We start from the raw sequence: 22,181 nt of genomic DNA, 5'->3' as shown, positions 1-22,181 counted from the left end.
ATATGCGACCCATCAAAAAAATAGGATTGGTTTTCTTAGGCATCGCCTTTTTTGCCCTTGTCATCCTGCTGACGCAGGTTTTATGGAACAACCTGATTCCGGAACTTTTCCACGGCCCCGTTATCTCCTACTGGCAAGCCCTCGGCCTGCTCGTACTCGGTAAACTGCTGTTTGGCTGGCATGGCCACAAACCCGGCGGCGGCAAATGGGGCGGCGGATGGCGCCAACGCAAAGAATGGAAAGAAAAACTGGCCAACATGACTCCCGAACAACGGGAAAAAATAAAACAACGCTTCCGCCAGTACTGCGATCCCCGTGGATTTAACTGGCATGAGGACGAATTTGACCAGCAGAAGGACCGCGGCGAAAAAGAGGACAAACAAGTATAACCCAACTAAATCCATTCCGCTATGATAGGCATCTTCAAAACCAATATCGGGAACACGCAGGAAAAACAGGCCATGATACAGGCAATCACCTCCCGCTTTGAGGTGGCCAGCTGCCACGTGGACCTCGATGATTGCGACAGGGTACTCAGAATTGGTGACCTCCGGGTAGCTGAGAATATCATCATTGATTTTGTACAACAGCAGGGTTTTTTGTGTGAAATACTGGAATAAGTGAGTTTTTTGCAGGAAGAAATGATCCATTTATCGGGTTTAGCACCCGAAAAGTAAATATTAATATATTTTATATCTGTCATTTTATTGGACAGGTCGCAAAACCGGCGTAACTTCAGGAAGAATGCAAAGTGGCCCGGGTATCAGTTTGGAAGCTTCCGGTTTTGTGTTTTATGCACCCTTTAAATCATTTCCTATGTACCTGAACCAGCATGAGATCCATTCTCAGATAAATAGCAGCTTCGATAATTTCGTTGATTTTGTGCAGACATTGCCGGATCACCGTTTTACCGCTACGCCCTATGGCAAATGGTCTGCAGGACAACAGCTCCAACATCTCATTAAATCGTCCAGGCCGGTAGCTACTGCCATGGGCTATCCAAAAATACTGCTGCATTACTTCGGCACCAGCCGCCAGCCGTCACGCTCCTACCATCAACTGGTGGAAGACTATCGTCAGCTGCTGGCCCGGGGCGGCAAATCCACCATCACTTACCTGCCCGGCATTGTTTATGGCGCCCAGCGGCCCATACTCATAGAGGCCTTCCTTAAACAAAAGAACAGACTGCTCGAGAATCTGGGCAGATGGTCCGAAAACGAGCTAGATAAGTATCGCCTGCCTCATCCCCTGCTGGGGAAAATCACCCTGCGGGAAATGCTGTACTTCACGGCCTATCATACAGAACACCATCTGGAACAGTTGAAATTCCATGAATTACAACGCCATAACTGGGAAAACCAATTGCAACAACTCATCTTTTAATCGTTATATGCCCAGCTTATTTTTACGCCTGATCAGGACTGCGATGCCGTCCTGATTTTTTTTTGCCCGGATTTTGTAATTTGAGATATGACCACAATTTGTCATACGCATAACCCCATGCCAGTTTAGCAGTACAAACCGTACATTATTTTTGAAAAATCTATCATGACGAAAACAGCATTAGTATTAGGAGGAGGCGGTGCCCGTTGCGCCTTCGCCATAGGAGTGGTCAGGTATATCCAGCAACATCATCCGGACATTCAATTCGATATCATTTGCGGCACCAGCACCGGCTCGCTGATCGCGCTGCTGGCAGCCATCGGTGACAATGAACTGGCAGAAAAGATCTTTACCGCCAATGTCACACCCGATTTCCTGTCTACCAACCATGCTATCCAGCGGCTGGCCAACAACCACCTTTCGCTGTATAACATTATTCCGTTACTGCATAAAATCAATGCTATCGTTACGGAAGACCGCTACCAGCAACTGATGGCTTCGCCACGTGAACTGTTCATTGCTACCAGAAGCCTTCAAACCGGCGGCAATATCTATTACTCCAACCGCGAGTCCAACAGTAACGGTTATACGGTAAAAAAACTCGGTGACGTATATACGCTGCGTGACGCAATGGTAGCTTCTTTCACGCAACCGGCATTTATGCCGCCGGTAGACATTACGGAACCAGACCAGCCGTTGCAACAACTCATTGATGGCGGCGGCCCTTTGTACGCTCCGGTAAAACTCGCCATAGACAGGGGCGCAACAGATATCTACCTGGTACTGCACACGCCGGTGGAACAGGAAGCCTATCATATCCAGTTTAAAAACCTGGTCGATGTACTGGAACGTACTATGGACTGGGCCACGATCAATATGTCTGAAAAAGATATCGCTGTACCTATGGTGTACAATCACTCGCTCCGTTACCTCGAAGCTATACAGCGCCAGTTACAAGCTGCCGGCGTACCGCCGGAAACTGTCCACCAGTGTTTTGACCTGCCGGAAGCCGCCCCTTTCAAAGGAAAGAAGATAGTAAACCTGCATGTGATAAGGCCTGATACGCCGCCGGCTGCCGGCATGGGCGGACTGGAATTTATCAACCGTGCTATCAGAAGCATGATAGCCGATGGGGAAACAAAAGCTGCTGAAACATTTAAACGGCTACATATTCAACCAGTGTAAAAGCGAAAGACCGAAGCATAGCTTCGGTCTTTCGCTTTTACACTGTATCGCTATTTTAGGACACTGCTTTATTATTACTTCTGTCGACATCTGCCAAACGCTGGCTGGGATCTATTTCCAGCTCTTTTATTTCAGACAGTGGCAGGTCCAGTTCCACCTCATAGGTAGCGTTGGTCCAGTACCAAACGGGATCGACTATACGTTTTACCGCAGATTGTTCATTTGGCTTCTCGCCAAACATGAGCGACATCGGGATATAGTGCATCACCTGATTGCCTTTTTTATCGGTCACCATAAAGTCTACCGGCATAGGGAACAAACCGATACGACGCAGGCGTACAACCGTTTTGCTGCCTTTGCTATATACGCTGTCAATACCGTAATCAATATGTTTGTTGGAATTGATAAAGTATTGTTTGTACCAGTCCAGCTGAATACCGCTCTGCTTTTCCATTACGCGGATAAAGTCGTTGACATTCGGATGTTTGAAGCGCCATTCGTTGTAATAGCGTAACAGGCCTGCATCACGGTTGTCTTTACCGATCACGTAGCCCAACTGCTCCAGGAATACGGCGCCCTTTGAATAGGCGGTAAGGCTGTAGCCGTAGTTGCTGTTAAAGTGATCTGCATGTGTGGAAGCCGGTTCTTCATAAGGGCTGTTTACAAGGGCGAAATAGCCATTGTAGGAGCCTTCATGCGGATTTTTTCCTTTCAGGGAATCAACGGTGCTATAGTAGGTAGCATCTTCTCCGAAGGTGGTAAAACCTTCGTCCATCCATGGATAGAGGCTTTCATTGGTGGCCAGCATGCCCTGGTACCAGGTATGCATCCATTCATGCAATGCCAGATTATAGAGCGCGGAGATGTTCCGGTTGCCCATGATCAGGGTGGCCATCGGGTATTCCATACCGCCGTCGCCGCCCTGGATGAAGGAGTACTGCTGATAAGGATAGGCCCCGTAATGCGCTTTGATGTACTTATAGGCGCCGGGGATCAATTTAGCCAGCTCCGGCCATGATTCGCGGGTGCTTTCATTTTCGATATAGAAGAAGTGCGCCGTAAAGCCGTCTACTTTTTGCGTAATGTGTTTGTAGTCCGGATCTGCGGCCCATACGAAGTCATGCACGTTAGGCGCCACAAAATGCCAGGTCAGTGTATTTCCGGCAGGGCGGTTTACTTTGGCGCCTGGTGTTTCGTAACCATAGCCGATCTGGTTAGGGTTTTGCAGGTAACCGGTACCAGCCAGCACATATTTTTTATCGATGGCTATTTTCACATCATAATCGCCCCATACGCCGTAGAATTCACGGGCGATATAGGGAGTGGGATGCCATCCTTCGTAGTCGTATTCGCACATTTTAGGATACCACTGGGCCATGGAGAAGTCCACCCCTTCTGAATTATTGCGGCCGCTTCTGCGGATCTGCACCGGCACCTGTGCTTCAAATTCCATGTCGAACACGGCTTTTGAGTGTGGCAGGATAGGTTTGTCCAGCGGCACTTCCAGGATCGTTTCCACTACTTTGAATGCTTGTGCTTTGCCATCTCTTTTCAGGGAGATGATTTTCTGGTAGCCTATCTCATCCGGTTTCAGTTTGGAGATGCGGTCCTGCACCCGGGCGTCCCAGTCCCGGCGGGGATTGCCGTTTTTATCTTTACCGAGCACGATTTTTCCCAGGTCGCGACTGCGCACGTCCATCATACTGCCTGGCTGAAAGGCGTTCCAGTACAGGTGATAGAAGACTTTCTTCAGCGTGTCAGGGGAGTTATTGAAATACTCCAGATGTTGTGTACCGGTCAGTTTGTTGGCGGGGGCGTCCATGGCCACGTCCATTGTATACTTTACCCTTTGTTGCCAGCGGTCTGACTGTGCATTTAGTTGTAACCAGCTGCCTGTCATCATAGTAAGGGCCAGGCAGCTTCCTAATACCCCGTGCTTCATTCAGTATATTTTTATTCCGGGCTAAAATAAACAATTCGGGATAGCTATCCCGTAAAATTGGTCAAAATATACATCAGCAGGTCTTCCGCCTGTATGGGCGGTTATTGGGGGAAGATGTTACGGGATATCGGTAGATGGGTCAGCCGGCGCCTTGTACAACGACTACGATCTCGCCTTTTACGCCTTTTTCGAGGAAGTAGTCATGCACTTCCTGAAGGGTACCGCGTTTATTTTCCTCGAACATTTTGGTGAGTTCGCGGCTAACGCAGCAGGGGCGGTCGGGACCGAGGTACTGTATCAGATCGGCCAGTGTTTTTACCAGCCGCATGGGCGATTCATAAAAAACGAAGGTGCGTTCTTCAGTGGCCAATTGGGAAAACAGTGTATGGCGGCCTTTTTTGAGCGGCAGGAAGCCTTCAAAAGTAAAGCGGTTCATGGGGATGCCGCTATTGACCAGTGCGGGCACAAATGCGGTGGCGCCGGGCAGGCATTCCACGGGCACGCCGGCACGGATACATTCGCGGACCAGCAGGAACCCGGGATCAGAAACGCCAGGCGTGCCTGCATCAGTGAGCAGGGCCATGGTTTTGCCGGATTGCAGCTGTTGCAGCAGGTGCTGCACTATTTTGTGTTCGTTATGTTGATGGTAGGGAGTTACCGGTTTGTTGATCTGGTAATGTTTGAGGAGCACGCCGGAGGTACGGGTATCCTCGGCCAGCACCAATTCCGCCTCTTCCAGTACTTTAACAGCCCGGTAGGTAATATCGGCGAGATTGCCGATAGGAGATGGAATGAGGTATAATTTCATGTGAGTTACGAATTACGGAATTACGAATTACGAATTATAGATTTCCCAATAAACCCGGGCAATTCGTAATTCGTAATTCGTCACTCGTAATTATTTTTATTGTATCTGTACTTCGAAGTATTCCATTACCTGATTGGCCAACAGCTTCTGGCAGGCACTTTCAGCGATCTGATGTGCTTCTTCCTTGCTGGCGGCTTCAATTTGCAGGGTAATATGTTTGCCAATCCGTACATCTTGTACCTGGCCCATGCCAAGGTTTTTGAGACCACTCATCACCGCTTTACCTTGCGGGTCCAATAATTCTTTCAGTGGCATCACATTGATATGTGCAGTAAAAGTCATTGTGCTAAAATTTGGCGCAAACCTACTAAAAAAAATTACGAATTACGAATTACGAATTACGAACGGAGGGGCTCTATATAGAAAGGATACTTAATAACCGCCCTGCCAGCAAGCCTTTCGTAATTCGTAATTTGTAATTTGTGATCCTATATGGGTGTTACTTTCGGAGGTACGGCCAGCGAGAGCAGTACGTAACAGATGAATACAAACGGAGCTGTTGCGTAGTTGAGGAAGGGAATGCTGACAATCACCAGCACTGCCAGCAAGAGTCTTGTCCAGTTGGCCTTCAGCGATTTCTCCTTTATTTTCAGGCTCAGCATGGGAATTTCTGACACCATCAGGTAGCATAGCACTGCAATGATGCCATACAATACCCAGATGTTCTGTAACCAGTGGGCCAGATTATAGGGATTGTACAACACGATCATCGGGAAAGAAGCCACCAGCAGTCCTACAGCCGGCGTAGGCACGCCTATAAAGTTGTCAGACTGGCGGGTATCGAGATTAAACTTAGCCAGGCGGTAGGCCGCAAAACACGGTACCAGCAAGGCCGGCGCCAGATTCACCATAGATACTTCAAACGCATCTGGCATCTGGTAATAGGCACTCCGCAGCAGCCGGTACAACATCATACCTGGCACCACCCCAAAAGTCACCACATCTGCAAGAGAGTCCAGCTCTTTGCCCATGGGCAGTTGCACCTTCAGCAAACGGGCCACCAGCCCGTCGAAAAAATCGAAAATTGCAGCCAATACCACCAACGCAGAAGCCCAGTATACCGGCTCCGGGTTGGTCACCGTATAATCATTGCCGTTAAATTCCACCCGGAACTCCGGCGCATGCAGCACACAGATAATGGCCAGCGCACCACAAAAAAGGTTACATAGGGTAATAATGTTAGGAAGTTGTCGCATTCAAATGGCTTTAAAACAGTTACAAATTACGAAATACGAATTACGAATGGGGGATTTCTTTACGGAGCGGTCAGTTACTACCTTTCCATAAGGAAGCCCTTCATTCGTAATTCGTAATTCGTATTTCGTAATTTGTAATTCTTGACTGGGTTATTTCATCAGTGATTCGATCTCCTCAGCAGTGACAGGAATATTTTTGAAAAGGTCCACATTGCCGCTGGCAGTAAGCCATATGTTATTTTCAATGCGAACGCCCATTTTCTCTTCTTCTATGTAGATGCCTGGTTCAACGGTCATCACCGCGCCTTCCGGAATAGGCTGGTGTAAAGAAGGGCCCAGGTCATGCACGTCTACGCCCAGATGATGGGAAATGCCATGATAAAGGTATTTGCGGTAAGCCGGGGATTCAGGGTCCTGGTTTTTGATGTCCGCTTCCGTGATCAGTCCCAGTTTTACGAATTCTTTACCGGCTTCCTCTCCTACCATTTCGTGGTATTTAGCGATGGTAATGCCGGGGCGGAGAATGCTTTTCGCATAGTTATGCAGATGCAGGCAGGCATTGTACACCTGGCGCTGGCGGTCGGTGAATTTACCGTTTACGGGTATAGTACGGGTAAGGTCAGCATTATAGCCGCCGTATTCCGCGCCGAAGTCCATCAGGATCAGTTCACCATCTTTACACTCCTGGTTGTTGGACACATAGTGCAGGGTACGGGCACGGTCGCCTGAAGCGATGATAGAGCCATAAGCCTCACCGGCGGAGCGGTTGCGCAGAAATTCATGTACAATTTCAGCATGGATTTCGTGTTCCCATACTCCCGGTTTAATAAATTTCAGGATGCGGCGGAATGCTTTTTCCGTAATGTCTACCGCTTCCTGTATCACTTTCACTTCTTCTGCTGTTTTCACCGCGCGCAGTTCCTTGAAGATAACGGCCGCCCGGAGATAGTTGTGCAGCGGGTAGCGGAGCTTCATTTCCTGTGCGTAGCGGTAATCCCTTACCGGCACCAGGTTGGCTTTGCGGTTATTTTCATTGGAGTTCAGGTAGATGTTGGAAGCATCATTGATCCATTGCTGCAGCAGCGCGTCGAGGCTGTCGAGCCACACTACAGTGCCGATGCCGGAGATGGCAAAGGCTTCGTCCTTGCGCAGGCGGTGGCCGTCCCATTTTTCTTTCAACTCGTTAGGACGTACCAGTACCAGTACTTCCCGGTATTTCGGATCGGGATTGTCCGGATATAATACCACCATGGTATCTTCCTGATCGATGCCGGTAAGCCAGTACAGATCGGAGTTTTGTTTAAACTTATGCAACGCATCGCCGTTGGTCGGCAATTCATCATTGGAGTTGATAATAGCTATTGACTGTGGCTGCATTTTGGCCACAAAACGCGCACGGTTTTTAACAAACAGCTGCGAGTCCAAGGGCAGATTCTTCATATCGTCTGTATTTCAAATGAGGCTCCAAACCTAGTCCAAAATTTTGTGATTTCATGAATCCGCTGTGTGATAAATTTAAATTCAGGAAAACTGGTTAAAAAGCGGGAAGAGCCGGATAAATACTGATACTCCCTTGCGAATACTTAATGTTATATTCACACAGCCGTCGTTTGAAATACTGCAAGGAAACGCAGCCAAATTAAAAATCTATCAACAATAACCCTGGGTACCACTCAGTTTATCTAAATTTTAGTGGTGTAACACCGATAAAATTTGACGATATCAAAAAATGCCTAGTTTTGCCATTACACCAAAACAATCTTGCTTTTTATGCAAATGAGTAGCGTAAGGAACCCTGTTGCTGACTTACGGGAACTGGGCATAGAGAATGTGTCGAATGTATATTACCAGCTGTCTCCAGAGAAACTGGTTGAACAGACATTAGCCAGAAAACAAGGCGTACTGGCCGACACAGGAGCGCTGGCCGTCAATACCGGCCAATTTACCGGCAGATCACCCAAAGACAAGTTTATTGTAAAAGACGACCTCACAGCTGACACTGTTAACTGGAACGACTTTAACATTCCCGTTTCTGCAGACGTATTTGACCGCCTGTACAAAAAAATCACTGCCTATTTTACCGGCAAAGACATATGGGTACGTGACTGCTATGCCTGCGCAGACCAGGATTACCGGGTTAACATCAAGGTAGTGACCGAACTGCCCTGGTCAAGCCTGTTTGCCTATAATATGTTCCTGCGCCCCACGGAAGAAGAACTGGACTACATGCATACCGACTGGACCGTTATCCAGGCCCCGGGCTTTCTGGCAGATCCTGCCGTTGACGGCACGCGGCAGGGTAACTTCAGCATGGTAAGCTTCTCCCGTAAAACCATCATTATCGGTGGCAGCGCTTATACCGGCGAAATCAAAAAAGGCATTTTCACCATCCTTAACTATGTGCTGCCACATGACAAGCAGGTACTGAGCATGCACTGCTCCGCCAATCAGGGAGATGAAGGCGATACCGCCATCTTCTTCGGTTTGAGCGGCACCGGTAAAACCACCCTCAGTGCAGATCCTTCCCGTAAACTGATCGGCGACGATGAACACGGCTGGACATCCACCGGCGTGTTTAACTTTGAAGGCGGTTGTTATGCCAAGTGCATCGACCTCTCTGAAGAAAAAGAGCCGCAGATATTCCGGGCAGTTCGCCCCGGTGCCCTGCTGGAGAACATCCAATTCTTCCCCGGCACCAACACTGTTAACTACACTGATTGTACCATTACGGAAAACACACGGGTGTCTTACCCACTGTCTTATATTGACAATGCACTGGAACCTTCCATTGGAGGTATTCCTAAAAACATATTCTTCCTGACCTGCGACGCTTACGGCGTATTACCGCCTGTTTCCCGGCTGACGCCCGGCCAGGCCATGTACCAGTTTATTTCCGGCTATACCGCCAAAGTGGCCGGCACAGAAGCAGGTGTCACCGAACCTAAATCAACCTTCAGCGCCTGCTTTGGCGCGCCTTTCATTCCGCTGCACCCGGCACAGTACGCCCAGATGCTCGGTGAGAAAATGCGCCGTCACCAGGTGAACGTATGGCTGATCAATACCGGCTGGACCGGCGGTGCTTATGGCATTGGCAGCCGTATCAAACTGTCTTACACCCGTGCGATGATCTCTGCCGCCCTGAAAGGCGAGCTGGACAACGCCACCTTCCATCCTCATCCTGTATTCGGCGTGGCGATGCCTGACAGCTGCCCCGGTGTTCCGGCTGAAATCCTGGACCCACGCAATACCTGGAATGACAAAGCAGCCTATGACGAAAAGGCGAAAGACCTGGCCGCCCAGTTCATCCGCAATTTTGAGAAATATGCTGCCGCTGCAGACGCTGAAATCCTCGCTGCCGCACCAAAAATCTAATGCTTTCCGATGTGATCAAAAATCTTTCCCTGCTGCCCACGGGCGGCAGGGAGATTTATATGCAAGTTTTGCCTTATAATTTCCACTATCGCGCATTCTGACGGGCGCAATGCCCGGGCAAAACAAGCGCTGCCCCCTGGTCGCTTGTTTTGCCGAATGCCGCGCAATCAATTACGAATTACAAATTACGAATTACGAACTAAGGGCTATTTTATGGAACGGTTATTAACTAACCTTCCGGGAAGCAGCCCTTAATTCGTAATTCGTAATTTGTAATTCGTAATTGATTCGTAGCTTTGCACATGCAAATTTTAGACGGTAAACTCGTTTCTGAGGCTATTAAAGCCCAATTAGCCGCTCAGGTGGCTGAATTAAAGGCTGCTGGTAAAAAAGTACCTCATCTCGCGGCCATACTGGTAGGCAACAATCCCGCCAGCGAAACTTATGTGGCTTCCAAGGTAAAATCCTGTGCAGAATGTGGCTACAACTCCACCCTGCTCCGTTTCGACGAACAGATTTCTGAAAAACACCTGCTGGACCAGATCATTTTGCTCAATGAAAATGCAGATGTGGACGGTATCCTGGTGCAACTGCCTTTACCTAAACACATCAACGAAGAACTGGTGATCAACACTATCGATCCCAGCAAAGACGTAGACGGCTTCCACCCCATGAACGTGGGTAAAATGGTGAGCGGTTTACCAGCCTTTATCCCTGCTACTCCTTATGGCATCATGCTGATGCTGGAACATTATAACATTCCTACTGCCGGCAAACACGCGGTAGTAATAGGCCGCAGCCATATCGTGGGCACGCCGGTAAGCATCCTGCTGAGCCGCAACACCAACCCCGGCAACTGCACCGTTACCCTCACCCACTCCCGCACACAAAACCTGGCAGAAATATGCCGCCAGGCCGATATCATCATCGCTGCCATTGGTAAACCGGACTTTGTGACCGCCGATATGGTAAAGGAAGGCGCCGTAGTAGTGGACGTAGGAATCAACCGGGTGGCTGACGCTTCCAAAAAGAGCGGTTTCCGCCTCAAAGGAGACGTTAAGTTTGATGAAGTAGCGCCTAAATGCAGCTTCATTACGCCAGTGCCTGGCGGCGTAGGTCCGATGACCATCGCAGCCCTGCTGAAAAATACCTATCACGCCAACATCGGCCTGAAAGGAAGTATGAACTAAAAGTTGCGGTAATAACCGAACTTTGTGCCGTAAATCATGTCAGTAATAACAACAAATATCAAAACCAGCACCCTGCCCGTGATGGAAAGCTTCTACACCCTTCAGGGAGAAGGCTACTATCAGGGCAAGGCAGCCTATTTCATCAGGCTGGGCGGTTGTGACGTAGGTTGCCATTGGTGCGACGTAAAAGAGAGCTGGGATGCCTTAAAACACCCGCAACGCGAGATCACGGATATCGTGGAAGAGGCTGCTGCCCATCCGGGCCGCCTTGCCGTTATCACCGGCGGCGAACCACTGATGCATAATCTGGACGCGCTCACCAAAGCCCTGCATAAAAAAGGGTTCCGCACCCATATGGAAACATCCGGCTCCTCTCCGCTCAGCGGCAGCTGGGACTGGATTACCCTGTCGCCTAAAAAATTCAAGGCGCCGCTGCCGGAAGTATGTAAAGTGGCCAGCGAACTGAAAGTCGTCATCTTCAACAAATCCGACTTTGCCTGGGCAGAAAAATATGCCGCGCTGGTCAGCAAACAATGTAAGCTGTACCTCGCGCCGGAATGGGACCGCAGCGCAGAAATGACGCCGCTGATCATTGACTACATCAAAGACCATCCCGAATGGGGCCTGTCTTTACAGGTACATAAATACATCAATGTACCCTAAACAGGACCGGGGAGAAGATAAAACGAAGAAGCCACTGCAATGAAAGCAGTGGCTTCTTCGTTTTATCCTCTATCTTCGTTACACAACCCAGAAACATTTATGAAACGTACGCTGTTATTATCCGCCTGTTTATGGTGCTGTTGCCTGCAAATACAAGCCCAGACAGTTACTTACGAAACAGCCCCTAAAAAAGCAAAAGCCTTCTTTGACGAGGCAGTAGACGCCGTCCGCATGTACAGAAGCAAAGATGCGATCGATCTGCTGCAAAACGCCATCAAAGTAGCGCCGGGCTTCACCGACGCCTATGGCCAGATGGGCCTTTGTTACATCGATCTGAAAAATTATTCCGCGGCCAAAGAAAGTTTCACCAAACTGAAACAACTGGACAGCAGCGGACTCAAACCGGTGATGGTAGCTTATTCCCGCTCACTGGCCGGCACCGGCGATTTTCAGAGCGCCCTGAATGTCATCCGTCAATATCTTGTCACCAGCAAAACACTGAATAAAAATGCCGAAAGGCTCAGGGACAATTATGAGTTTGCCGTCAGCCAGCATCAACAGGTGCCTTTTCATCCGGAAAACCTGGGAGATAATATCAACAGTAAAGACCCTGAATATTTTCCGTCGCTCACCATCGATGCACAAACATTGATTTATACCCGCCGTGTAAATGGCCGCAATGAAGACTTTTTCATCTCCCGCCGCGACAGCAGCGGCTGGCAGCCCGCGCAGAATATGGGCGAACCCGTAAACACCTCGTTCAATGAAGGCGCCCAGAACATCTCGCAGGACGGTACATTGCTTGTGTTTACCGGTTGCGAATTTCCCGAAGGCAAAGGCAGCTGCGACATCTACTATTCCGAGAAAACGCCCGAGGGCTGGACAGCGCCACAGAACATCGGCGCACCGATCAATACGCGGGACTGGGAATCTCAGCCCTGCCTGTCTGCCGATAAACAAACGCTTTATTTCGCCCGCGAAACAACCGATGCAGGCGCCGACATCTTCGTGAGCCGCCGACAGGAAAACGGCCGCTGGAGCGTGCCGGAGCGGCTTGGCCCCAATATCAACACCCCTGGCAGAGAAACCACGCCTTTCATCCACGCAGATGGGCAAACGCTGTATTTCGCGTCCAACGGGCATCCCGGCTACGGTGGCCTCGACATTTTTTACTCCCGCCGTCAGCCTGACGGCAGCTGGGGACCCGCCACCAACCTGGGTTATCCTATCAATACCATCGATGAAGATGCCTCGCTCGTAGTAGAAGCCAATGGCAAAACCGCTTATTTTGCCTCCGACCGTTCCGACACCCGCGGCGCCCTGGACATCTACCGCTTTGAACTTTATCCTGAAGCACGGCCACTGCAAACCCTTTACGTAAAAGGCTATGTGTATGATACTACTACCCACAAAAGACTGACCGCCAATATTGACGTGATAGACCTGCAAGGCGGTTACGCTATCGCCGCCGTTAAAACAAACGATAACGGCGATTTCCTGGCGCCACTGCCGGTAGGAAAGGACTATGCTTTCCATGTGAACAAGAAAGGATATTTGTTCTATTCCGATAACTTCTCCCTGAAAGATCATCACCCCGGAACACCTTTTGAGAAAAATATTCCGTTGCAGCCACTGGCCGTTAACGCCAGCATTGTCCTGCATAACATTTTCTTCCAGAGCAACCAGTTCAGTCTTGAACCAGCATCCGTGACAGAGCTGGACAAACTGGTGAAACTGATGCAGGACAATCCGGCGATTAAAATTGAGATTGCCGGTCATACCGACAATATAGGCTCCGATAAAGACAACATGGTGCTATCCGCCAATCGGGCCAAGGCAGTGGTGAAATACTTGACAGACAAGGGTATCACGGTGAACCGCCTCACGTTCAAAGGTTATGGGGAAACACAGCCGATTGCCACCAACGACACGGAGGAAGGACGCGCCACCAACAGGAGAACAGTGTTCCGTATCGTGAGCGTAGAATAGATTTAGGGATTTTTTGATTCGTGAATAAATGACAAGGATAAAAGCGAAGACCGAAGCAAGTTGTGTATCAACCTACTTCGGTCTTCGCTTTTATCAACACACGAAATCAAAAAATCCGTAAATATTTTAATAGTTCCGCAGTTGTGCTTTCATCACGCTGTCTTTCTGTTGGGGCGTGAGTTTATATTGATAGTTATACAATGCCCCCTCCCAGTCGCCGTACATCGGATTGGGCAGCACGATATACCGGCTACCGAAGCTGGCAGCGGATTGCAGGGCTGTACTATTTCTTTCCGCAGCAGGTTTTTTATCGAAAGCGGCGGCGAAGTCGCTGAGGTTATCCCCGAATAGCAGCACAATCTCATACTGCTGCAACACTTGCTGGCGGCGGGGTTCCTTACCGGAGCCAGCGGTTTTCAGCAGCAGGTGTTGATCATCTGCGTCAGGGAAGCCGTAGCGTTGCAGGTTTTTCAGCGTAGCGGCCCTTTCAGCCTCCAGTCTGTTGGTGATATAGAATACTTTCACGCCTTTGGCAGCTGCGTATTTAAAGAAGTTGGGAGCGCCGGGCACTGTATCAGCCATGGCTTTAGCAGTCCATTCCATCCAGCTTTTCTCATCATAGCTTTTGCCGTTAAGCGCCTGGTGTACCGAATAGGGACTGTTATCGAGCACTGTTTCATCGATATCTGTTACGACCGCCAGTGGCAGATGATGGGGTTGCGCCAGGTACTGATCGAGCCGCAAAGCAGCCAGCTGATAGGCTTGCAGGCACAGGGCCTTGTATTCGCCCGACTGCTGTTGCCACAAGGCAGCCCATGCGGGGCCGTAAGGTGTGAGTTGCGTAGCCGGGGCAGCGGGTGTTTGTACAGCTACCGGCGTTGTTGTTTTACAGGCCAGCATTCCCAGCAGCAGTGTACCTGTCCATAACCTTTTCATCATAAAAATTACTGTTGTTGACTGCAAAAATAAATGGTTCCGGCAACATGTGTGCTGACGGGAAAATCGTAATTTAAAAGGAAATTGTTTGTTATGCCCCAGGAGTTGCTATACCAGATAGCTTTAACCCGTATTCCTTTAATTGGCGATGTGATTATTCGTAAGCTGCTGGAGACATTTGGCAGTGCCGGTGATATTTTCCGTGCGCGGCGGCGGGAGCTGGAACGCATCGAAACAGTGGGCAGTATCAGGGCCAATGCCATCCGCAGTTTCCGCGATTTCAGCGAAGCTGAGAAAGAGATACTTTTTATGGAGCGGTATGGTATCCGGGCATTGTTCTGTACAGACCCGGACTATCCACAGCGGCTGCATCACTGTTATGACAGTCCCGTGCTGTTATATTTTAAAGGCGCTGCTTCGCTGAATGCCAAGCGTATGGTGAGTGTGGTGGGCACCAGGAGGCCATCGGCCTATGGCAGGCGTATTTGCCGGCAATTGACGGAAGAGCTGGCTGCCGCGCAGGTGACCGTTGTCAGCGGGCTGGCCTATGGTATTGATGTACTGGCCCACGAAACCGCTTTACAGGCCGGTACGCCTACTATTGGCGTGTTGGCGCATGGGCTGGACCGTATCTATCCGGCTGCCCATAAAGGCACGGCAGTGGCCATGATGGCACAGGGCGGGTTGCTGACCGATTTTATGAGCGGGCACCTGCCTGACAGGCAGAACTTCCCCAAGCGCAACCGTATTGTGGCTGGTATCTGTGACGCCACCGTGGTGATAGAAAGCGGGCTACAGGGAGGTTCGCTGATCACGGCAGATCTGGCCAGCGGCTACCACCGGGACGTGTTTTGTATCCCCGGACGGGCAGATGATCCACTGGCAGCGGGCTGTAATCATCTGATAAAAAATAATAAAGCCATGTTGATCACCGGAGCGGCGGATGTATTACAAATGATGGGATGGGAAGAAAAGTCAAAGCCAGCGGCGGTCCAAAGGGAATTGTTTTTACAATTGTCAGACAATGAACAAAAACTGCTGTTGTTATTCCGGGAGAAGTCGCCACGGCACGTAGAAGAATTGTATCTGTTGACCGGCCTTACCGGTAGCCAGGTGGCGGAAGCGTTGTTCAGGCTTGAAATGCAAACAGTGCTCAAAAGCTTGCCCGGACAGCGTTACGAGCTGATTATATAAGTCCGCGGTCAGGGTTAATAACGTAATATTAACATGCGATCAGGGTGCTGCTGGTGGTGAATATTTTATTTATTGGCAAAATAGAGCTACATTTGCGTGCAATTATTTTTTAACTGATTAATAATTGCATCATGCCTGCGGGAAAATCTAAACCCAAATTTGTAGCTGACGGCCTTACCTTTGACGACGTGCTCCTCGTGCCGGCCTACAGCGAAGTTCTGCCTAAAGAAGTAAACATCTCTACGCAACTCACCAAGAACATACGTCTGAACATTCCGATGGTATCAGCGGCTATGGACACTGTGACAGAAGCCAATCTGGCTATCGCGCTGGCGAGAGAAGGGGGTATAGGTATTCTCCATAAAAACATGAGCATCGAAAGACAAGCGGAGATGGTAAGAAGGGTAAAACGCAGCGAAAGCGGTCTGATTATGGACCCCGTTACCCTGAAGGCCGATGCCACTATTGGCCAGGCGCTGAAGCTCATGAAAGAAAACGGCATTGGTGGTATTCCCATTATCGATGACAATAACAAACTGGTTGGTATTCTGACTAACAGGGACCTGCGTTTCGAGAGAAACAAAAAGCGCCTGGTAGCTGAAGTTATGACCAGTGAAAAACTCATCACAGCACCAGAAGGCACCGATCTGAAAAAGGCGGAAAAAATCCTTCAGCAATATAAAATTGAAAAGCTGCCGGTTGTTAACAAACAAGGTAAACTGGTTGGCCTGATCACTTATCGCGACATTCTGCAGCTCACCAGCTATCCCAATGCCGTAAAAGATGAATTTGGCCGTTTGCTGGTAGGTGCTGCACTGGGCATTACCCCCGATGTACTGGACCGCGCCCAGGCCCTCATCAATGTAGGTGTTGACGTCGTTTGCCTGGACAGCTCCCATGGTCACTCTATCGCCGTGATCAATACGCTCAAAAAATTAAAGAAAGCATTCCCTAAACTGCAGGTGATCGCTGGTAACGTTGCTACCGCAGAAGGTGCGCTGGCACTGGCACAGGCGGGCGCTGACGCAGTGAAAGTAGGTGTAGGGCCAGGTTCTATCTGTACCACCCGCATCGTAACCGGCGCTGGTTTCCCTCAGCTGTCGGCTATCCTGGAAGCTTCTGAAGCATTGAAGAAACTGGGCATCCCGGTAATCGCTGATGGCGGTATCCGTTATACCGGTGACATGGTAAAAGCTATCGCTGCCGGTGCTTCCTGTATCATGGCGGGTTCTATCTTCGCCGGTGTGGAAGAAAGCCCCGGAGAAACCATCATCTACGAAGGCCGTAAATTCAAATCCTACCGTGGCATGGGCTCTATCGAAGCCATGCAGGAAGGCAGTAAAGACCGTTACTTCCAGGATGAAGACGATATCAAGAAACTGGTCCCGGAAGGCATCGTAGGCCGTGTACCTTACAAAGGCTACCTGTCTGAAGTTATCCAGCAATTTGTTGGCGGTCTGCGCGCAGGTATGGGACTCACCGGTTCTAAAGACGTGAAAGCCCTGCAAGCTGCACAGTTTGTGAAAATCACTGCTGCTACCGTGAAAGAAAACCACCCGCACGATGTGGTGATCACCAAAGAAGCACCGAACTATAGCCGATAATCAATTACGAATTACGAATTACGAATTACGAATTATTACGCGAAGTTTATACTAATTTAAAAAGCGAAGACCTGAGCATATAATATTGCTCAGGTCTTCGCTTTTTAATTCGTAATTCGTAATTCCTAATTCGTAATTATTTCGCGTCCCACCATACACGGTCAGCGGTGGTCACCTTCTGGTCCGGCTGCGGGTTAGCCAGGATTTCATTGGAAGGATAAGGCCATCTTCTCGGGATGTAGTTCACGAATGGATTTTCCGGCAGTGACAGCTGCGGATAACCGGTACGTCTCCAGTCATTGTAGGTTTCGATAGAGAGGAAGCCTGCCACGTATTTTTCATAGATGATCTGCTGTAAAGCATTGGCATCTGTGAGTGCGGGGCGGCTGTTGATATAAGCCTGTGCATCAGCTGCGCCTACTTTCAGCATGTCCATGTGCGCTTTGATAGCGGCCTGGTAAACCGGTGTGGCAGCAGCGGCGCCGGATTTAAGGAAAGTAGCTTCTGCCTTGATGAACATTGCTTCTGTGTAAGTAGCGAGGTACAAAGGCGCATCAGCGGATGCATAGAAGCTGTTCACCTGGGACAATACGGTCGGATCGGGAACAGTAGTGGCACCCGGCGTACGGCCGGTATAACCGCCATCCGCATCGGTGGTAGCGATGATTGGCAGACGCGGGTCATTATTGCTTTTCAGGAAATCGACGAAGGTTTTGTTCATCACTACGCCGCCGGCGCCTGGTTCTGTGTTTTTAAACCAGGGGCTTTCTGCCTGCGCAGCGCCGGTGTAAGACACCGTAGCGTTATCGCTGTTATCAGCAAAAGCATTGGCCAGCGCCGCCAGGGCGAGATCTGCCTGTGCAGCGGCCGTATGGCCGGGCGCTTTGGTCAGGCGCAGATAAAAACGGGCTTTCAGCATGTAAGCCAGTTTTTTCCATTTGGCCATATTACCCTGGTAGATGTAGTCGTCTGAACCGGGAGCCACAGCGCTTTTCGGCTGACTGGCAAAATAGATGGCACTGTCAAGTGTAGACTGTAATGCCTGGTAGATAGATTCCTGGCTGTCGTATTTCGGACGGGAAATAGCCGGCAGCTTCATCGCTTCGGTGTAAGGCACGTTGCCCCACACGTCAGTAGCAATAGCCAGGTTGAAGGCAAACAGCGTTTTACCGATCGCCATGTATTCGTTATGACCGGCAGCTCTGGCCTGGTCCATCATCAACCGGAGGTTGTTGAGAATGTTGGGATAAATGTAGAAAGTCCAGGTGTTGTCCACATCTACCGGGAAAATACGGTAGGTTTCCTGACCAGGTGATGGCTGGTTCTGGGACAATTGCTGCATCCAATAAGCGCCGTTTACGCCATTGAAGCCGCCTACTACCTGTGTGGACACTGTCACTTCCACTGGCGGAAGGATCAGTTTCTCTGATACTTCCATCGGGTTATTAGGGTCCTTGTTGACGTCCAGGAACTTTTTACAGCCGCTACCCAACAGCACGGTGCTTAAAAATATGGTGGCTATATGTAATCTTCTCATGATTGTTATGCTTTTAAATACTACTAAAAGGTTGCTTTTAAACCGATGATCACGGTATGGTTGGAAGGCACCATGAAGTTGGCGAAGCCCTGACCATTGCCGCTACCGTTAAGGCTCACTTCAGGATCGGAACCGGTATAGTTTTTATGCAGGATAAAGTTGGTACCGGTAACATTCACTGCCAGTGATTTAAAAGGTGTTCCTTTCAGCATATGACCGAAATTGTAACCCAGTGATACCTGTCTTAATTTCAGGAAAGAACCGTCCTCGATAGAGCTTTCATCAGCAGCGGAATAGATGTTGGCGTAGTAAGCCTGTGTTAACGGAACAGACAGTGTATTCTGTTTCTGGGTGCTTTCTATCAGACCAGGGAATACCACGTTGGTACCGCGGTTTTCGGTAACCTTAGGCGTACCGTAGAACAGCAGGTAGTGGTTGTCCAGGTTGAGGATGTCGCCACCATGTTTGTGATCGAGCACAAAGGAGAAAGTAAACGCTTTCCAGGTGAGGGTACTGGTAAGACCGCCCAGCCATTTCGGTGTTACGTGGCCGATAGGAGCAATATCATCAGCCACTTGCGGATAACCATCATCGCTCAGCAGCATCTGGCCGGCGTCGTTACGTTTGAAGTGGGTGCCCATAATCACGCCATAAGCCTGGTCAGCAAAGGCATAGATACCCGGTGTGGTGAAACCTGCCAGGAAGATGCTGTTGAGACCTGGCGCCAGCCTGGTAACTTTGTTGTCAATTTTGGTATAGTTCACACCGATGTCCCATGTCAGGTTTTTGGTTTTGATCGGTGTAATGTTCAATACTACTTCCACACCTTTGTTGCGCATGTCGCCGGAGTTCATGCTGGCAGCAGGATAACCGGTAGCACCGGAAATCGGTGTGTTGGTGGTCAGCAGGTCGGCACTTTTCCTATCGAAGTAACTTACTTCCAGGCCGGCCCTGTTTTGGAAGAATTTGGTTTCGAGACCAACTTCAAATTCTTTTACGCTTTCGTTTTTAAGCGGGTAAGCATAGGTGGTGCTTTGCAGATAACCGTTCTGACCCTGGAAGGGGAAATTGATGTTACCCACAGACGCTTTGATGTAAGGAGTGGTTAAGCTGTAAGGACCTACGTTATCGTTACCTACGGCAGAGTAAGACACTCTCACTTTACCAAAGTTCAGGATTTTGTTGTTAGACATGCCCAGTGCTTCGGTGAAGATAAAGCCGCCGCTCACAGAACCGTAAGGGTAGAACTGTTTGTCTTTAGACAATACGGAAGTACCGTCGTAACGGCCGGTCACAGCCAGTGTCAGCATTTTTCTCCATTCTACGTTTGCCTGTGCATAGAAACCCACTTTCCTGGATTTATACAGGTAATAGCTGGAAGTCACATTGCTGGTGTTGGCCACTGTGTACAGACCGGGAACAGACAGGCCCACGCCTTCCACATAGTTGTTGTTATTGTAGTTGGAGAGGATATTGTTACCCAGGATCACGTCAGTGGTCCAGTCAGTACCAAAGTTTTTATGCGCCTGCACAATCAGGTCATGGTTGAACTGCTGGTATTGGATATCGCGTTTGTATAGTCTGCCATCAACAGATTTGGAGCCGATAATACCCATATTTTCATGGTAGTCGGTATTGTTCACATACATATCGGCGCCGAATCTTTCGGTGATGGTCAACCAGGAAAGCGGAGAGTAAGACAGGTTGATCACCGGGATGATACGGTTCACTTTATCTGTCAGACCGGTGTTGTCTACGAGCCAGTAAGGGTTGTTACGGGCAGCGCGGTAAACCTGTTGGGAACCGTCGGCTTTAGTGGTCGGGAACGGGTTCCAGGAGATAGGCGCTGCATAAACGGTCCACAGTGGATTTGCGAGGCCGTTACCTTCCAGCAGACGGTCGTTGTCAGAGTGAATGTAGTTGAACTGTGTGGTGAGGCGCAGGTTTTTAGCCAGCTCGATACCATATTTAGCAAACAGCGCATGCCTTGAATAATCGGTGTTAGGCATGGTACCATCTGTTTTCACGAAAGAGTAGGACACCAGGTAGTTGGACTTATCGGAGTAACCGCTTACAGACACGTTGTTATCGGTAGTATGACCTGTACGGAAGAAGTCTTTGATGTTATCTCTTTTCTGAACAGGCACACCGCCTACTTTCAGGGTATCGATGAGTGGTCCCCAGGAAGCAGAGCCCAGTTGACCGGCGTTACCGTTTACATATTTACCACCGGACCCCTGCGCGTATTTATCCTGGAACTTAGGCAGGATAGGATTCTCGAAGGAGTAGCTGGAGCTTACGGATACCGTAGGTTTGCCGGCGCCGGCGCCCATGCCGTTTTTGGTGGTGATGATGATCGCGCCTTTAGCCGCTGCGGAGCCATAGAGGGCAGTCGCTGCGGAACCTTTCAGCACGTTGATGCTTTCGATGATGTTGGGATCGATGTCAGCAGCACGGTTGGAGGTACCGCCACCGCTGAGGGCGCCGTCAGGGTTACCAGCTTCGCCGTTATCCATAGGGATACCGTCGATTACCACGAGGGCCTGGTTTTCACCGGTGAGGGAGCTGTTACCGCGGATCACGATCCTGGCGGAGCTACCGGGCATACCGCTGGAGTTGGTGATTTGTACACCGGCCACTTTACCAGACAATGCATTCACCAGGTTGTTTTGTTTAGCTTCCACGATGGAGGCTCCTTTCACTTCCTGGGTAGCGTACGTGAGCGTACGTTTGTCGCGTTTGATGCCCAATGCCGTTACCACTAATTCATTGAGTGACTGGTTGCTGCCAGTCAGTCTAACTACGAGCGGGCTGCCGCTGGCATCCGCTGCCACTGTTTGATTGGCATATCCCACAAATGAGAAAATGAGGGAAGCTCCCGCAGGTGCTTCCAGTTTGAAATTTCCGTCCGGTCCGGAAATGGTGCCTTTGGAGGTGCCTTTAATGAGTACGTTTACACCAGGCAAGGGAGAACCGTCCTTTGCGTCGGTTACTTTACCGGTAATGGTCCGTGTTTGCGCATATGCCTGCAGCATACAGATGGTCACGAACAACCAAAGGAATAACCCTTTCTTCATGAGCAATTTAGATTTTGAAAGATGATTTCTGATACCAGATAACAA

General features: G+C 49.7%; 18 protein-coding genes. 10 read left to right on the top strand and 8 right to left on the bottom strand.

The genetic code is table 11. The features are described from left to right. The first annotated feature begins 2 nt into the window (after positions 1 to 2). The 4 genes from ACTJJS_RS19730 to ACTJJS_RS19715 all read left to right on the top strand — a co-directional run bounded on the left by ACTJJS_RS19730 (position 3) and on the right by ACTJJS_RS19715 (position 2,568). Complete coding sequence (locus ACTJJS_RS19730; protein WP_168869980.1) at positions 3 to 389, top strand: hypothetical protein; 387 nt, start codon at positions 3 to 5, stop codon at positions 387 to 389. Between the two features lie 21 nt (positions 390 to 410). Then, positions 411 to 620: a hypothetical protein gene (locus ACTJJS_RS19725; RefSeq protein WP_440664956.1), complete on the top strand. Its 210-nt coding sequence runs from the start codon at positions 411 to 413 to the stop codon at positions 618 to 620. A 196-nt stretch (positions 621 to 816) separates the two neighbouring features. Beyond that, entirely contained in the window at positions 817 to 1,383 is a 567-nt protein-coding gene (locus ACTJJS_RS19720; protein WP_440664955.1) for a DinB family protein, read from the top strand. Positions 1,384 to 1,548: 165 nt separating this feature from the next. Continuing rightward, positions 1,549 to 2,568 (top strand): patatin-like phospholipase family protein, encoded by a 1,020-nt coding sequence (locus ACTJJS_RS19715; protein ID WP_440664954.1) that lies wholly within the window; start codon positions 1,549 to 1,551, stop codon positions 2,566 to 2,568. A gap of 55 nt (positions 2,569 to 2,623) precedes the next feature. Here the strand turns inward: ACTJJS_RS19715 and ACTJJS_RS19710 are convergent, their stop codons facing one another. The 5 genes from ACTJJS_RS19710 to ACTJJS_RS19690 form a co-directional block, all read right to left on the bottom strand. Then, complete coding sequence (locus tag ACTJJS_RS19710; RefSeq protein WP_440664953.1) at positions 2,624 to 4,510, bottom strand: M1 family metallopeptidase; 1,887 nt, start codon at positions 4,508 to 4,510, stop codon at positions 2,624 to 2,626. A 139-nt stretch (positions 4,511 to 4,649) separates the two neighbouring features. Then, on the bottom strand, positions 4,650 to 5,318 hold the full coding sequence (gene rsmI, locus ACTJJS_RS19705) for a 16S rRNA (cytidine(1402)-2'-O)-methyltransferase (protein WP_440664952.1): 669 nt from the start codon (positions 5,316 to 5,318) through the stop codon (positions 4,650 to 4,652). 96 nt (positions 5,319 to 5,414) lie between these two features. Further along, entirely contained in the window at positions 5,415 to 5,660 is a 246-nt protein-coding gene (purS, locus tag ACTJJS_RS19700) for a phosphoribosylformylglycinamidine synthase subunit PurS (protein ID WP_078668804.1), read from the bottom strand. A 146-nt stretch (positions 5,661 to 5,806) separates the two neighbouring features. Next, a complete protein-coding gene (locus ACTJJS_RS19695; protein WP_440664951.1) occupies positions 5,807 to 6,574 on the bottom strand; it encodes a CDP-alcohol phosphatidyltransferase family protein in 768 nt (255 codons plus the stop codon). Between the two features lie 150 nt (positions 6,575 to 6,724). Beyond that, positions 6,725 to 8,014, bottom strand: a complete 1,290-nt coding sequence (locus ACTJJS_RS19690; RefSeq protein ID WP_440664950.1) for an aminopeptidase P N-terminal domain-containing protein — start codon at positions 8,012 to 8,014, stop codon at positions 6,725 to 6,727. A gap of 330 nt (positions 8,015 to 8,344) precedes the next feature. Here ACTJJS_RS19690 and pckA point away from each other — a divergent pair, with 330 nt between their 5' ends. The 4 genes from pckA to ACTJJS_RS19670 all read left to right on the top strand — a co-directional run bounded on the left by pckA (position 8,345) and on the right by ACTJJS_RS19670 (position 13,788). After that, positions 8,345 to 9,946: a phosphoenolpyruvate carboxykinase (ATP) gene (gene pckA / locus ACTJJS_RS19685; RefSeq protein WP_168869988.1), complete on the top strand. Its 1,602-nt coding sequence runs from the start codon at positions 8,345 to 8,347 to the stop codon at positions 9,944 to 9,946. 302 nt (positions 9,947 to 10,248) lie between these two features. After that, positions 10,249 to 11,136, top strand: a complete 888-nt coding sequence (folD, locus tag ACTJJS_RS19680; RefSeq protein ID WP_168869989.1) for a bifunctional methylenetetrahydrofolate dehydrogenase/methenyltetrahydrofolate cyclohydrolase FolD — start codon at positions 10,249 to 10,251, stop codon at positions 11,134 to 11,136. 36 nt (positions 11,137 to 11,172) lie between these two features. Further along, complete coding sequence (locus ACTJJS_RS19675) at positions 11,173 to 11,799, top strand: 7-carboxy-7-deazaguanine synthase QueE (protein ID WP_440664949.1); 627 nt, start codon at positions 11,173 to 11,175, stop codon at positions 11,797 to 11,799. Positions 11,800 to 11,898: 99 nt separating this feature from the next. Then, positions 11,899 to 13,788 (top strand): OmpA family protein, encoded by a 1,890-nt coding sequence (locus tag ACTJJS_RS19670; RefSeq protein WP_440664948.1) that lies wholly within the window; start codon positions 11,899 to 11,901, stop codon positions 13,786 to 13,788. Positions 13,789 to 13,914: 126 nt separating this feature from the next. Here ACTJJS_RS19670 and ACTJJS_RS19665 read toward each other — a convergent pair whose 3' ends face one another. After that, the gene (locus ACTJJS_RS19665) at positions 13,915 to 14,727 is read right to left on the bottom strand and encodes a 5'-nucleotidase, lipoprotein e(P4) family (RefSeq protein ID WP_440664947.1); all 813 of its coding nucleotides are present in this window, start codon (positions 14,725 to 14,727) and stop codon (positions 13,915 to 13,917) included. 90 nt (positions 14,728 to 14,817) lie between these two features. Here ACTJJS_RS19665 and dprA point away from each other — a divergent pair, with 90 nt between their 5' ends. Both dprA and guaB read left to right on the top strand, forming a co-directional pair. Beyond that, positions 14,818 to 15,918, top strand: a complete 1,101-nt coding sequence (gene dprA, locus ACTJJS_RS19660) for a DNA-processing protein DprA (protein WP_440664946.1) — start codon at positions 14,818 to 14,820, stop codon at positions 15,916 to 15,918. A gap of 131 nt (positions 15,919 to 16,049) precedes the next feature. Beyond that, positions 16,050 to 17,522 carry an IMP dehydrogenase gene (gene guaB, locus ACTJJS_RS19655; RefSeq protein WP_168869994.1) on the top strand — a complete coding sequence of 491 codons (1,473 nt, stop codon included), beginning with the start codon at positions 16,050 to 16,052 and terminating at the stop codon, positions 17,520 to 17,522. 136 nt (positions 17,523 to 17,658) lie between these two features. On the opposite strand, the gene ACTJJS_RS19650 is transcribed toward guaB, so the two are convergent. After that, positions 17,659 to 19,059, bottom strand: a complete 1,401-nt coding sequence (locus ACTJJS_RS19650; RefSeq protein ID WP_440664945.1) for a SusD/RagB family nutrient-binding outer membrane lipoprotein — start codon at positions 19,057 to 19,059, stop codon at positions 17,659 to 17,661. A 23-nt stretch (positions 19,060 to 19,082) separates the two neighbouring features. Next, positions 19,083 to 22,136, bottom strand: a complete 3,054-nt coding sequence (locus ACTJJS_RS19645; RefSeq protein WP_440664944.1) for a SusC/RagA family TonB-linked outer membrane protein — start codon at positions 22,134 to 22,136, stop codon at positions 19,083 to 19,085. Between the last annotated feature and the right edge of the window lie 45 nt (positions 22,137 to 22,181).

This window comes from Chitinophaga sp. 22308 (genome assembly GCF_052045305.1).
Classification (GTDB): domain Bacteria; phylum Bacteroidota; class Bacteroidia; order Chitinophagales; family Chitinophagaceae; genus Chitinophaga; species Chitinophaga varians_A.
This window is presented reverse-complemented; position numbering and strand designations above follow the sequence as displayed.

Coding starts and splice junctions, on each gene's coding strand:
- ACTJJS_RS19725 (WP_440664956.1), top strand. CDS start 411: ATGATAGGCATCTTCAAAACCAATATCGGGAACACGCAGGAAAAACAG.
- ACTJJS_RS19715 (WP_440664954.1), top strand. CDS start 1,549: ATGACGAAAACAGCATTAGTATTAGGAGGAGGCGGTGCCCGTTGCGCC.
- purS (WP_078668804.1), bottom strand. CDS start 5,660: ATGACTTTTACTGCACATATCAATGTGATGCCACTGAAAGAATTATTG.
- ACTJJS_RS19710 (WP_440664953.1), bottom strand. CDS start 4,510: ATGAAGCACGGGGTATTAGGAAGCTGCCTGGCCCTTACTATGATGACA.
- rsmI (WP_440664952.1), bottom strand. CDS start 5,318: ATGAAATTATACCTCATTCCATCTCCTATCGGCAATCTCGCCGATATT.
- dprA (WP_440664946.1), top strand. CDS start 14,818: ATGCCCCAGGAGTTGCTATACCAGATAGCTTTAACCCGTATTCCTTTA.
- ACTJJS_RS19675 (WP_440664949.1), top strand. CDS start 11,173: ATGTCAGTAATAACAACAAATATCAAAACCAGCACCCTGCCCGTGATG.
- ACTJJS_RS19690 (WP_440664950.1), bottom strand. CDS start 8,014: ATGAAGAATCTGCCCTTGGACTCGCAGCTGTTTGTTAAAAACCGTGCG.
- ACTJJS_RS19670 (WP_440664948.1), top strand. CDS start 11,899: ATGAAACGTACGCTGTTATTATCCGCCTGTTTATGGTGCTGTTGCCTG.
- pckA (WP_168869988.1), top strand. CDS start 8,345: ATGCAAATGAGTAGCGTAAGGAACCCTGTTGCTGACTTACGGGAACTG.
- ACTJJS_RS19730 (WP_168869980.1), top strand. CDS start 3: ATGCGACCCATCAAAAAAATAGGATTGGTTTTCTTAGGCATCGCCTTT.
- ACTJJS_RS19695 (WP_440664951.1), bottom strand. CDS start 6,574: ATGCGACAACTTCCTAACATTATTACCCTATGTAACCTTTTTTGTGGT.
- ACTJJS_RS19645 (WP_440664944.1), bottom strand. CDS start 22,136: ATGAAGAAAGGGTTATTCCTTTGGTTGTTCGTGACCATCTGTATGCTG.
- folD (WP_168869989.1), top strand. CDS start 10,249: ATGCAAATTTTAGACGGTAAACTCGTTTCTGAGGCTATTAAAGCCCAA.
- guaB (WP_168869994.1), top strand. CDS start 16,050: ATGCCTGCGGGAAAATCTAAACCCAAATTTGTAGCTGACGGCCTTACC.
- ACTJJS_RS19665 (WP_440664947.1), bottom strand. CDS start 14,727: ATGATGAAAAGGTTATGGACAGGTACACTGCTGCTGGGAATGCTGGCC.
- ACTJJS_RS19720 (WP_440664955.1), top strand. CDS start 817: ATGTACCTGAACCAGCATGAGATCCATTCTCAGATAAATAGCAGCTTC.
- ACTJJS_RS19650 (WP_440664945.1), bottom strand. CDS start 19,059: ATGAGAAGATTACATATAGCCACCATATTTTTAAGCACCGTGCTGTTG.